Below are 13,641 nucleotides of genomic sequence, written 5' to 3'. Positions count from 1 at the left end.
CCGACCCCGCCTCATTATCAGCTCCTCATTACAAGAAAATTGGCTTTTTGAAAGGTCTTGGAAATGCCCTAAAAAGTCGCAGACAAATTGACCAATTGAATGATTTTTAGACTACTGCCCATATTACATTCCAATCCTGTGCACCTCACAAAAAAGACTTGAATGGAGTAGTTGATTGAATGAATGTAAACCCAAAAATTATAACATAAACATGTCTGGGTGTTGATCTTTACAGGCCGGAATTTACCAAGGTCTCTTATAAAAATTTTGGTTCAGGTTTTTTCATTCACCCGGTTTTGTCCAACAATTTCCCTGTGGATTTGGATACTTCAGTATATAAACTGGATATCAAAATGAGTTTTAAGGATTACATTGACAAATTAATGGTATTTCAACAGAGTATATAATCATGATCTGTAATTCCCCATTGGAGGAATTTCACTTACTTTGATATTACTTTATATCCAACAATAGAAGGCTAAAATCCATACCTTCAAGTAAGAACCTATACATTAAGGCAATGAACCCTGATTTTTATAAAAGTTTAATTGAAAACAATAAAAAATGGGTCGAGTCCAAATTGGCCTTTGACCCAGAATTCTTCAAGAAACTGGAAAAGGGCCAGCAACCCCCTTTGCTATGGATCGGATGCTCCGACAGCCGGGTCCCTGCCAATGAAATCATTGGGGCACAGCCGGGAGAGGTCTTTGTTCACCGTAACATTGCCAATTTGGTCGTGCATTCGGATATGAACATGCTCAGTGTTCTTGATTATGCGGTCAATGCTCTTAAAATTACCCATATCATCGTATGCGGCCATTATGGATGCGGTGGTGTAAAAGCCGCCATGGAAAACCACTCCTACGGATTGGTGGATAATTGGATCCGACATATTCGCGATGTGTATAGGCTCCATCAAAAGGTTTTGGAAGAAATCCCTGAACCGCAACAACGATTTGACCGCTTCGTGGAATTCAACACTAGGGAACAGGTACTCGATCTGGCCAAAACCTCCATCGTACAGACGGCATGGAAAAAAGGGCAGGTCCTTCATCTGCATGGTTGGGTATATGGGGTCGGCACAGGAATCATTAAAGACCTCAACGTAAACATGAACTGTAATTCCCAATTGGAAGAATTCTATAGATTGGAAATCAAAGATTAAACGCTTTTCCCAACCAAACAGTGCCTAAAACAATCACTTCAATGACAACTCACATGGCATTGAAGTGATTCTTTGTTTATAGCAAATATGAGTTTTAAAAGCCCGTTCAACATCCATAAACCCCATAAAGCCGAAAACCCTGCCTTAAAAAGATGACATTTGCTATTTTTGGTTATATACACTAAAAACATCATGAGACACAAACTATTGGCCGTTTTCTTCTACTCCTTTTTACAGATTACTTTGGCCCAAGAAATCTCCATCGATAAATTGGAAGATGCCCTAGCGGATTACACCGCCAAAATTGAACATGCAGCCGTGCTCCAAGATTGTGGGCATGCTTTTGACGGGCCCGCATTTTTTTACAAACAAGTGGAAAACAATTGGTTGGATTTTGCGCTGAATATTTCCAGTGATTCCAAAAAAAATATTGGAAGGGACATGTACAATAGGTACGTTACCCTAGGGCAATTGGACAACACCCATTCTGCCAAACCAAAGGTTGAAGAAATATTGCAACGTATTGTTAGGAATGTGCCCCGAAAGGATGTATCCTACCGAATAAGCATTCTTAAATCTGAAGAAATCAATGCATTTGCCACTTTGGGCGGTTACCTGTACATTACCACGGGTTTACTAAATTTTATTGACTCCTATGATGAATTGGCCTTTATCATTGGACATGAGGTGGCCCATGAGGACAAGTTCCACACCCAAAGGAAAGTTACCAAGCTTACCCTCTCCACAGACCTTCAGGGAATGACGCGCATGGATGGTTTCACCGATATTGCCAATAAGATCAATAGGACTTTTTCGCCACCCTTTGATCAAATTGATGAATATGAAGCGGACAAGGTCGGGTTTGAATTGGCCAAAGCGGCCGGATATGACGTGAACAGGTTTGCAGATTTCTTCAGGAAATTGGAACGCTACCAAAAGCAGGACCTCATTAAAAAATTGACATCCACCCATCCTTTCGCGGAACACCGGAAAAAATGCATCCAATCTTACATCAACCAATAATATGATTTCGGAAATGTACCTCATCTGCAACGGACAGTCCATTCCTTTGCCCAAAAACCAAATTATTACCATTGGAAGAAAGGGCCATGGTGCCCAAGTTGAGATAGAAAGCCAACTTGCTTCCCGAAAACATGCCCAAATTGAAGTAAGGACAGATGGGATCTACATCATGGATCTTGAAAGCTCAAACGGAACCAAGGTTGGGCAACGGTCAATAGCACCCAATACATGGGTCAAGATTTCACCTGATGACATTTTCACCATCGCATCACAAAAACTACAGGTAACAACCGAAAATCAAAAAGAAAAGGCTCCACAATCCTCGGAACCCCAAAAGGAATTTACGGGCTTCAAACAAAAAATTGTGGCCAAGGGTTCCTACAAGATTGGCCGACTCGAGAGCAACGATATTATCCTTGATGACCCCACGGTGACCCGGGAACATGCCGTTATCTCGTATGCTCAAGGTGATTTTTGGATCGAAGACCTTGGCTCCACCAATAAGACCTATCTGAATGGCAAGGAGTTAAAATCCAAAACCAAGTTCAAGGATAGCGATACGGTCACCATATCTTTTTACAGTATTACCTTAAAAGACGGGGCCAAGGACCTAAGGAAAGAGAGAAGTGCCATAAAAGCATTGGCGATTCAAAAAAAATATCCAAACAACAAAGTTGGATTGCAGGATATGTCCTTGAACATTCCCCATTCCACCTTTGTGGCATTGATGGGGCCTTCGGGTTGTGGAAAATCCACCTTGTTGAAATGTTTGAACGGGGAAAATCCCGCTACCTCGGGGGAAGTATTTATTCACGGGCTTTCATTGGCGGACAACTTTAGCCTGATCAAGAAGAAAATTGGTTATGTGCCCCAAGATGATATCATCCATAAAGAATTGACCGTATACAAGACCTTGTTCTATGCGGCCAAACTCCGTTTGCCGGATGATACTGCTGTATCAGAGATCAACCAAAGAATCGATAAGGTCATCAACGACCTGAATCTGGACCAGGACAAGGAAAAGGACATCAGGACCATAAAAGTGGGCAACCTTTCCGGCGGTCAGCGAAAACGCGTTTCCATTGCGGTGGAACTTTTGACCGAACCCACCATTCTGTTTTTGGATGAACCCACTTCTCCCCTAGACCCTGAGACCATTGAGAGTTTCTTGAAGAGTCTCAAAAAGTTGGCCCATTCGGGAACCACAATTGTTATGGTGACCCACAAACCGGAAGATCTTAATTATGTGGACCAGGCCATATTTTTAGGTGTTCAGGGGCATTTGGTATTTCAGGGTCCGGCCAACTCATTGACCTCCCATTTTGAAGCCCGGAACATTGTGGAGGTCTACAGTAAAATGAGCGATATTGGCACGGTAACCGCTTATTACCAAAAACCCAGCAAAGTTGGGTTCAAAGTGGTTAATAACCCAGACGTGAAAAAGGAAAAACCTGATTCGTACCGGCTACAATTGTATTGGTTGGTTTCCAGGTATTTCAACATTAAACTAAATGACAAAGGAAATCTGGCCCTCTTATTGGCACAGCCCGTGATCATTGCGGTCTTGGTCTGCTTGGTATTCAATAAATTTCAGATTGGGGTCATGTTCCTGATGGCCATTTCGGCCATTTGGTTTGGGGTGAGCAACGCCGCCAAAGAAATTGTAGGTGAGCTTACAGTGTATAAACGGGAGCGCATGTTCAACCTGAACATCAACACCTATATTCTTTCAAAATGGTTGGTACTTTCATTGATTGCCCTTGTGCAAACGGTATTGTTTGTAAGTATCATCTACCTTAATTTCAAACTAAACACTTTTGAAGGTTTTGAAGAAGTGTACCTGAGACCTTTTGGAGAGAGTATGTTGTTCATGTTCTATATTTCGGTTTCCGCTTCGCTGATTGGTTTATGGCTTTCATCCGCACTCAACACCACGGAAAAAGTGATGACCGTGGTGCCCATCGCCCTCATGCCTCAGATCATGTTGGCCGGTGTAATGACAAAAATCAACAACACCTTGGTGGAAGTATTGAGCTTTTTCACTTTAGGCCGTTGGGGCACGGAGGGTTTTGCCAGATTGCAGGACAATGCTTCCCCTACTTCTGAATTCAATCCAGGTACGGTTCAATCCGTATTGACCTCTATTCCGCTTCCCTCGCCCGAAGTGGGTACCCAGACCGCATCGACTTCCGCGGTGCAATTGCTCGACCTGTACAATGAAAAATTGGTTGATGATGGAACCTTGATCGGTGAGGTCTTCAACAGTTTTGACATGAACGTGGTGGTCATTGGAGTACTCAATGTCATGTTCTATGTCTTGATCTATGTTTCACTTAAGAAGAAAGACAGTATTTAAAACCATCACCATGAAAAAAATAGCACTTGTATTTGGAGCGTTTCTTTTGTTTACCTCATGTAGCAAAAAACCGCTATTTATTGCCATAGAACATGTAACCATAAAAGGGCTTACAGATAATGCATTGGTGGTGGGAATGGATTACGTGGTATACAACCCCAACAATGTAAAAACAAAACTGCGGCAATCCAGTATGGAGATTTTTTACAAGGATTCTTTGGTAGGAAAGGGGTTTTTAAACGAACAGATGAGTCTGGCAGCCAAGGATACCATACGCATACCGGTAACCTGTGAGATAGAACTCAAAAGTCTCAATGCCTTTTATTCTGAATTACTGGCTTCAGATTCCACCGAATTTACTCTCAAGGGCAACGGAAAGGTGAGCTTTCTGCTAAATTCCTTCACCATTGCCTTGGATGACAAGATACACCTGAATACCAAAAAGGCAATTTTGGAGGAAATCAGTAAGAATTTGGACTATGGCAACAATTTTAAAATTCGGTCCATTTCCAGCAATAGATTGCCTTCACTGAGTAAAACCCATTTAAAATTAGGGGTTGAAACCCTAAATAAATTGCCCATTGCCTATACCATCAATGCCATGAATCTTGAATTCTATTTAGATGAAAACAAAGGGCAAGTGGCAGCATGGGCCATGGATGAACCTTTTCATCAAGAAGCCTTAAAATCAACCACCATTCCTATTGATGTTACCCTGAACAATTTTGATATTTTAAAACAGGTGAAGTTCTCCTGGCTCACCGACCAAAAAGCGAATTTCACTATTTTAGGGGAGGCCCAAATAAAAATTCAGGATTATGAATTCAATGTGCCCATAAAGGACCATGTGGAAATAGGATTATAGCCATTTCAGAAAAAACCTTGATGACCGACCAAGAACTGATAGACCAACTAAAGAAAGGAAACGAGAAATGTCTGCAACAGCTGTACCGGCACATGGGCATGGTGAAAAGTTGGGTGGGGCAGAACAACGGTAATGAAGATGATGCCTTGGACGTTTTTCAAGAGGCGATCATCGTGTTCTATAAAAACGTCATGGCCGGAAACTATCAACTCCAGAGCAAAATAAGCACTTATCTCTTTGAAGTTTCAAAACGACAATGGCTTAACCAACTTAACCGAAGAAAGAAATATGAAAACAGACAGAGTGAGGTTGGCGTTTTGCAAGGAGGTCATGAATCCATAAATCCGGAAATCACGCGAAAAGGTCCAAATCTCAAGGAATACCTTGAAAAAGCCTTGACCAAGATTGGGGAACCCTGCAAATCGGTTTTGGAAGCCACCATATTTTTAGGGATGCGAATGGAGGACATTGCTGAAAAATTCAATTACTCCAGCGCCCGTTCTGCCAGTCAACAGAAGTTACGGTGCCTTCAAAAGCTACGGGGCGAAGTTTCCTATGAGGTCATAATCCGTTTAAAATAGCCATGAGGGAAGAATTACGACATATTGATTTGATTGATAAACACCTGACTGGTCGTCTTGATGATGATGAAAAAAGGGAGGTGGAACGCTTGCTGGCTGAAGACGAAGAATTTGTGAAGGAACTCGAGGTATTTAAACAGATTTACAGGGGCATTGAATGGAACGAGGACGTAAAACTCAGGGCCAAACTGGACCTTTTATACGCCGAGTACAAGGATTCCGAGGAACAAAAACCAAAAGGCCTGTACCGAAGACTGATCATCTATAGTGGTGCCGCGGCGGCCTGCATTATTTTGGGAACGCTGTTCTACTTCTTCAGGTCAACGGGTGATGCCCCCTTTATTGAGGATATCCCCAATGTGGTCGGTGTGGATTCCGTTCAAACGAAGCCAGAGGATAGCCTCATTTTGAAAAAGAACAACACCCAGATTACCAATACAGAAGAGTTGCCCGAAGATGAATGGAATAGCAACCCCCAAGACGAAACACAATTTGCCTTTTCGGACGGAAAATCCGTTCCGGCGGAATCCATACGCGTGGTAAAACAGCCATCACCTCTCTCCTACACTTTTAAGGATCAGGAACTGGTTCTCTATGGAGATTCTGGGATTTCGGGTCTTCAATTGCAGATGGGCAAGGACCAAAAAGGGGACTATTATATAAAATATGGGGATAAATTATTCCATTTGGCCCCTTCAACATCCCTAATTCCGTTGAAAGAAGTCCAGGAAGGATACAGTTTTGGGGAAGTTCAGAAGGAGAGCGTGCAAGTGAAAGTAATGCCGCTCATGGAAAATTCCCAGCCTTATTCCGGTTTTACCGTTTCGGTAACGGAGAATGCATCCATGGACAAAAGCTATTTCTTCTTGGAACAGGATGAACAAAAACATTTGGTCATAGATGCCAATATGGACATAGACGCCGTTACCGTCATTGTTGTTTCAAAAAGTAATGGGAACTCATACTACCTGATTCATAAAAATGAGCTATATCCCCTAAACATTGATGCGACCCAAACCACTTCTCTTGAAGAAATTGATTATACCAAGAACAACGAGACCCGTATGTTTATGGATCGCCCTTCCTTTTCTGCAAGTGTGTACCACATAATTTTTTAGAAAAAATCAGCAAAAAAAGATGACATCTCCAATCTGCGGTTATATACCCATAGAATGTATAACCAAAACGATCAAAAATGACATCCAAAAAAGTACACGCAATTATTCTAATGGGCTTGTTTTTCGGTTTTGTAAATGCGCAAGACTCAGAAGCCGCTAAAAGAAGAAACCGGGGAATGACCAGCAAGACTGCTGATCAAGTTGAACAGGTGGACCAAACCGTTCAAAAAACCAACGACGACATTGACCAAACGGTGGAAGGCATTGACAATACCATTGAAGGTGCCAAGGAAACCGTTGAAAAAGTGGGGGGCATTTTGTTTGGCCCCAAGAAGGAAAAAAGCAAGAACAAAATAGTAATCTCCATAGATTCTGTTGCCTATGGAGATGAAAATGTACAAAACCTGTACAATGAGCTCTCCAAGAAAAATGGAATGAAAAAGACCTTCAAAACCTTTTCGGACGGGGTTGTTACCATTCAAATTGAAACCAAACAAACGGCCGATGCCATTTGGCAAGAGATCTCCCAAAATACGAGAGCACCCTTTAAGGTAATTGCTATGGGAAAAAACAACATTTCGGTTGGACTGCCAACGGAGACTGAATAATCCGTAAATAATCCAGTCACCATATTGCTATTTCATAAATCCAAAACGTATTTGACCCCAAGCCGCAAAAATGTTGGTATAAAAAGTTTCATATGCCTATTTTTAATGCTGACTGTCGAATAGGTTCAGGTACAAGAAGATATATCATTACTTTCAACCTTAACACTTCATCATAAAATGAAAAAATTACTATTCCTGATCGCTTTGCTCACCTTGGTTCCCAACCTTGCATCTGCAAGACGGATAGGGGGAATTTTTGGAAAGAGCGAGCGAATCCAAAAAATTACCGACGTCGATATTAAAGGTACCAATGGCGAAGACCTCTACCTTGCCCATAAAACAACATCCCTGTTCATTTTTATGGGAGTCTACATGACAGATGATGGTTATGTACTGGGGGTAAAAGGAAGTATAGACACATACTATCCCTTGGATGAAGAGCAGATAAAAAAATTCCAGACCAGCGGAGTTCTGCCCACCCCGCTCCCACCCTACAAAATAGAGCTTACTGAATGGTTATGGGGATTTTCCCTTTGGATACTACTTGCGGTCCTTGCGGTAATTTGGTTCTTTCCAAAAAATAAGGAAGCCCTCTTTACACAAGGATGTAAATATTACTTTGGCAAGAACACTCCGGTGAATTACCCAAAAGCCATGCGCTATTTTGAAAAATCGGCCAAAAAGGAATATGGTCCGGCCATGTTCAACCTTGGTGTGATGAACCTTTCCGGACAGGGCAAGGACAAGGATGTGGACAGCGCCATTGAATTTCTGGAAAAGGCTTCCAAACTGGGATATGTTGATGCCAATGTAACCCTTGGAAACCTCTATTATAATGGCAGTGAAGTAACCAAAGACCTAGGCAAGGCCGAGGCTTGGTACAAAAAAGCCTGTGACCAAGGGCATTCCAATGCCTGCAAAATGGTGACCCACATACAAGAAGCCAGTTAATCAAAATCAACACCAAACCGTAACCAAATTCAACTACACCGACCATCATGAAACTATCACATTACGAATGGGACCCCGAAAAAGACCTTATAGCAGAGGGCGGGTTCGCCGAAGTGTTCAAGGCCAAGGACCTCAATGCCGAAGGAAGGTATGTGGCCCTTAAAATTTACAAAGAAGCTGTTTCAAGAGGTACGTCTGGGAGCACTGGACAGAAAAAATACAGCTTGGAACAGGAATTTTCCAAAATAGATGGGTTATCGCATACGCACCTCATCACCTATTATGGTCTGGAATATATTACCCATACCGATGCCATGGGTAGAAATGTCAGCTATCCTGTGTTGATCATGGAATATGCAGGGGAAGGAACCTTGGGCCAAGCCATACACCGAAAGCTCTCTTTGGATGAAGGAAAGAACATTATTGTGGAAGTGGCCCAAGCAGTGGATTATCTGCACAAACAGGGCATTATCCACAGGGATTTAAAACCTGGAAATGTACTGTTTTCCAAAGACCGAAAGGGGAACAAGGTTTCAAAGGTGACCGATTTTGGGATAAGTCAGGATATACTGTCCGATAAGACCATACAACAATCCATGACCGAAGGTGTGGGAACACCTCACTACATGGCTCCTGAGCAATTCTTTAAAAAGAAATTCGGACTGAATGGGGATATAAGTGAACGTACCGATATATGGGCTCTTGGCATTATGTTCTACAAAATATTGACCGGGAAGTTGCCTTTTGGGCATGACAAGAAGGACTATGAACTCATTCGGGATGGTATCGTTGGGGAAGATCCCGATTATTCCGAGGTGCCCGAAAGATTTAAGAATTGCATAAAGACTTGTTTGCAGAAAAATGCTTCGGACCGATATGCCTCCATATCCGACTTCATCCGGGATATCAATGGAGAGAGCAATGAAAGTGGCACCGTGTTCTTGGGAGGGAATGAAACACAATTTTCCGCACCGAAAACCAAACCCAAAAAGAAGAAAAAAGTCTGGCCAGTCATACTGTTGACAGCCTTGATTTTGGGTGCAGGATACGGAGGGTACGCTTTTTTTAGGGCTTCCCAAATAAAATCGTTGCTATCTGATGCTTGGGAATCCTATAAGACCGGGGACCACGAAAAAGCCTACAGGCTTTATCAAGAGGCCGCTGAATACGATTCGGGGGAGGCCAACTATTTCCTTGCCACCATGAGCAATTATGGATATGGCACCGATGTTGACTATGACAAAGCACTTGAATATGTGGATAAGTCAATGGAATCTGGGTATGAAATGGCCAACTTTCAATATGCATGGGCCTATCAAAATGGTTTTGGTGTAGAAAAGGATACAACAAAGGCATCAGAATATTTCAGGGAGGTTTTGGAAGAGGTTAAAAAACAAAGCCAAAAGGGCAATCCAGAAGCTCAAAATGTCTATGGTCTGATGCAGTGGAATGGATATACCATTGAAAAAGACCCCATTAAAGCCGAAGAACAATATAAAAAAGCAGCTGAACAAGACCACCCTGCAGCTGTAGAGAACTTGGCCATTTTATACAAGTATCAGAAAAAATATGAGGATGCTTTTAAAATGTATGAAAAAGGCAAAGACCTCAATAGATATTCTTGCTATCGCGGTTTGGCCGAAATGTACCGCAATGGACAGGCGGTTCCCAAGGATACCATAAAAGCATTTGAACTATACACCAGTGCCGCTGAAAGCAACGATGTGGTTTCACAGTATACATTAGGTAAATTATACTACTATGGAACTTTGACCGAAAAGGATAGGCTAAGAGCGGTTCAATGGTACACAAAAGCAGCAGATCGCGGCTATTTGGATGCCCAAAATGAACTTGGGATCATTTTTTATGAGGAAAAGAAATATGTGGAAGCCAAAAAATGGTTCCAAATGGCCGCAGATAGGGGCAATGCTTTTGGAGCTTACAACTTAGGGTTGATCTATTATCAAGGACTCGGCACTACAAAAGACGTCGTAGAAGCTAAAAAATGGTTCCTGGTTTCTGCCAATAAGGGGTATTCACAGGCGCAATACAAAATGGGGGACATCCTTGAACATGGAGATGATGGCAAAGTAGATCTTGAAGGCGCCATACGGTGGTACGAACTAGCAGCTGCACAAAACAATGCCTCGGCTCAATATGCATTGGGTAGATTGTACTATGATGGGAAAGGGAAAACCAAAAATCGGAAGATCGCAAAGGAATATTTCATCAAAACGGCCAATCTCAACAACTATTTGGGTCAATATATGCTGGGGGTGATGGCAGAAAATGGAATTGAGGGGCCTGTTGATTATACAGAAGCGGAGAAATGGTATAGATTATCCGCCAACAATGGGTATCTCAACGCCCAAAAAGCCTTAGGCCGTTTAATTTATGATGGAAAAGTTCCCGGACAAAAGAAGATCGTGGCGCGTACGTGGTACAAAAAAGCAGCGGACCAAGGTGACGCCGAGGCCCAGTATATGGTAGGTTTAATAGATTATAACGACAAGTATTACAGTTTGGCCAAAACCTGGTTCTTAAAGGCGGCCAGTCAAAACAACGCCGATGCCCAAAATTATTTGGGAGTCATGTATGAACTCGGAAGAGGCACCACCAAAAACCTGAAAACAGCTTTTGATTATTATACAAAAGCCGCCAACAATGGAAACTCTTACGCCATGTATAATTTGGGATTGTGCTATTACTATGCCAAAAGTGTATCCACCAATAAGGCTGTGGCAAAAACATGGTTCAATAAATCCTGTACCGCCGGCTATCAATCAGCTTGTGATTTTTTAAAGAAAAATTATTAAACAGGTTTTAATGAAGCTTTATTTACCAGTGCATTGCCATGAAATTGGCCAGCGATCAAACAACGAGGATGCCATTTACCCCGAAGAGGTATCGGAAAAAAACAGATTATTCATGGTTTGTGATGGTGTCGGTGGCCAGGCCAAGGGCGAAGTGGCCTCTTCCATGGTCTGTACAGGTCTTTCCAAGTATCTTTCGGAAAATCCAATGGGGAATATTGAGGATGAAACCTATTTGCCTTCCGCCCTACAAAGCATTGAACAACATATGGGTGAATATCTCGAAACCCATCCAGAAGCCATGGGCATGGCCAGCACTCTTACACTTTTATTGATTTCCGACACGGACAATAAGGCTTTAATAGGATGGGTTGGCGATAGTAGGATCTACCACATCAGGGATGGTGAAGTCCTTTTTCAGACGAAGGATCATTCCGTGGTCCAAAGCATGGTGGATATGGGTGAAATCACCGAAGAGGAAGCCCAAACCCACCCCAAACGAAATATCATTACAAGGGCCATAAACGGAACTAATCCAACAAGGATCGATCAAAAGGTAATTGGAGACATCAAGGCGAATGATTTCTTTTTTCTTTGCTCCGATGGTATCATGGAGAACCTTTCAAAAAAAGAGATTGGGGCTTGGTTCAAGGAAAGTAAAACGGTGGACGAAATCAAATCCAATATTCTTGCAAACGCCCAAGGGGTAACCAAGGACAACTATTCCATGTATCTTATTAAAATAAGTGGATAGATGTGAATTAAAAACGTTCAGTTTACTCCTTAGTTCCAAGTCAATACCCATGGAAACTGAAACAATCAAAAAAGTGGGTCATTGATTTAAACCCTATGAACAGAGCATTGGGAAAAACCTTAAATAAATAGTTTAATCAGAACAAAAAATCAGGGAGTGAACAATTCACTCCCTGACAGTCGAACTAAACAAACTAAAAAAACAAACAAACTAATCAAATAATATGGTCAATGTCCTTTACTATTCATTGACCCTTGAGACTTCTACTTTCATGCATTTTGACAGATTTGTTTTTGCCGACCCAAATTCTCAATTTCAAGTTCTACCCTATCACCTTCTTTCAAGTAAACTTGCGGATTTTGCCCCATACCAACCCCTGGAGGGGTACCAGTAAGAATTAGATCCCCTTCTTCCAATGTCATAAACTGGGACAAGTAATGAATCGCATAGTAGACCGAAAAAATCATGTTGTTGGTGTTCCCGGATTGCATCAGTTGGCCATTTACGGTAAGTTTCATATCCAATAACTGTGGGTTTTTGATGGAATCACCATCCAACAAAAAAGGTCCAACAGGCGTGAAATTGTCGGATGACTTTCCTTTGGTCCATTGTCCTCCCCTTTCCAATTGAAATGCTCTTTCTGAAACATCGTTGGCCAAGCAGTATCCTGCAATATGGTTCTTGGATTCCTCTACAGTATCCAGATACCTGGCCTTTTTCCCTATGACCACACCCAGCTCTACTTCCCAGTCTGTCTTTTCACTACCTCTTGGAATCAATATAGGATCATAAGGTCCAACCACAGTATTACTTCCTTTTTGAAAAATGATAGGCTCTTCAGGAATTGGCATTCCGGCCTCTTTGGCATGGTCAGAATAGTTCAGGCCTATACAGATTACTTTTCCCGGTCTTGCAATGGGAGCCCCCCATCGTTCTTCCGAATCCAACAATGGAAGGTTTTCTCCTTCAGCAAGCAACTCCTTTACCTTAACAAGGCCTCCGTTGGAAAAAAAGTCCCTATCAAAATCCTTAAAATGGGCCGACAAGCTATATCTATTACCGTCTATCAAAACTCCCGGCTCCTCCATTCCTATTGTCCCATATCGTATCAACTTCATACGCTATCTATTTTTGAGGTTACCCTCATTTATGGCCATTATCCATCATTCCATTGCCAATCCCAACAGGGTTCAGCAAAGGAAAATTCTTCGGCCTTGAATTACCTATTCTATTTTAAAAATCCCGATCGTTTCCAGAAAGGTAGGCATTGGCCTTTTCCTCCTTGAACTTTGCCGCTTGTGCGTCCCAGTGGAGGGTCTCCCCTGGGAACCTTCCGGCAATGGTCCCCAACAATATGGTCTCGGTGAGCCTGGCCCCATACTCAAAGGGTGCCGTGGTCTGGGCCTT

11 protein-coding genes are annotated in these 13,641 nt (G+C 42.3%); 10 read left to right on the top strand and 1 reads right to left on the bottom strand.

Translation table 11 applies throughout. The annotated features are described in order from the left end of the window. Positions 1-520: 520 nt before the first annotated feature. The 10 genes from can to DN53_RS17505 all read left to right on the top strand — a co-directional run bounded on the left by can (position 521) and on the right by DN53_RS17505 (position 12,234). Entirely contained in the window at positions 521-1,165 is a 645-nt protein-coding gene (gene can, locus DN53_RS17550; RefSeq protein WP_129656220.1) for a carbonate dehydratase, read from the top strand. Between the two features lie 192 nt (positions 1,166-1,357). Beyond that, a complete protein-coding gene (locus DN53_RS17545; protein ID WP_129656219.1) occupies positions 1,358-2,188 on the top strand; it encodes a M48 family metallopeptidase in 831 nt (276 codons plus the stop codon). Between the two features lies 1 nt (position 2,189). Next, entirely contained in the window at positions 2,190-4,544 is a 2,355-nt protein-coding gene (locus tag DN53_RS17540; protein WP_129656218.1) for an ATP-binding cassette domain-containing protein, read from the top strand. Between the two features lie 10 nt (positions 4,545-4,554). After that, positions 4,555-5,409, top strand: coding sequence for an LEA type 2 family protein (locus tag DN53_RS17535; protein ID WP_165357496.1), 855 nt, complete (start codon positions 4,555-4,557; stop codon positions 5,407-5,409). A 20-nt stretch (positions 5,410-5,429) separates the two neighbouring features. Continuing rightward, positions 5,430-5,990, top strand: coding sequence for an RNA polymerase sigma factor (locus DN53_RS17530; RefSeq protein WP_129656216.1), 561 nt, complete (start codon positions 5,430-5,432; stop codon positions 5,988-5,990). 2 nt (positions 5,991-5,992) lie between these two features. Then, positions 5,993-7,108: an anti-sigma factor gene (locus DN53_RS17525; protein WP_129656215.1), complete on the top strand. Its 1,116-nt coding sequence runs from the start codon at positions 5,993-5,995 to the stop codon at positions 7,106-7,108. Between the two features lie 77 nt (positions 7,109-7,185). After that, positions 7,186-7,716, top strand: a complete 531-nt coding sequence (locus tag DN53_RS17520) for a hypothetical protein (RefSeq protein WP_129656214.1) — start codon at positions 7,186-7,188, stop codon at positions 7,714-7,716. 177 nt (positions 7,717-7,893) lie between these two features. Next, positions 7,894-8,667: a tetratricopeptide repeat protein gene (locus DN53_RS17515; RefSeq protein WP_129656213.1), complete on the top strand. Its 774-nt coding sequence runs from the start codon at positions 7,894-7,896 to the stop codon at positions 8,665-8,667. Positions 8,668-8,714: 47 nt separating this feature from the next. Continuing rightward, positions 8,715-11,483: a serine/threonine-protein kinase gene (locus DN53_RS17510; protein WP_129656212.1), complete on the top strand. Its 2,769-nt coding sequence runs from the start codon at positions 8,715-8,717 to the stop codon at positions 11,481-11,483. A 10-nt stretch (positions 11,484-11,493) separates the two neighbouring features. Continuing rightward, positions 11,494-12,234 (top strand): PP2C family protein-serine/threonine phosphatase, encoded by a 741-nt coding sequence (locus DN53_RS17505; protein ID WP_129656211.1) that lies wholly within the window; start codon positions 11,494-11,496, stop codon positions 12,232-12,234. Between the two features lie 269 nt (positions 12,235-12,503). On the opposite strand, the gene DN53_RS17500 is transcribed toward DN53_RS17505, so the two are convergent. Then, entirely contained in the window at positions 12,504-13,352 is an 849-nt protein-coding gene (locus DN53_RS17500) for a fumarylacetoacetate hydrolase family protein (RefSeq protein WP_129656210.1), read from the bottom strand. Between the last annotated feature and the right edge of the window lie 289 nt (positions 13,353-13,641).

It is taken from the genome of Flagellimonas olearia (genome assembly GCF_004150225.1).
In the GTDB taxonomy this organism is placed as follows: Bacteria; Bacteroidota; Bacteroidia; order Flavobacteriales; family Flavobacteriaceae; genus Flagellimonas; species Flagellimonas olearia.
This window is presented reverse-complemented; position numbering and strand designations above follow the sequence as displayed.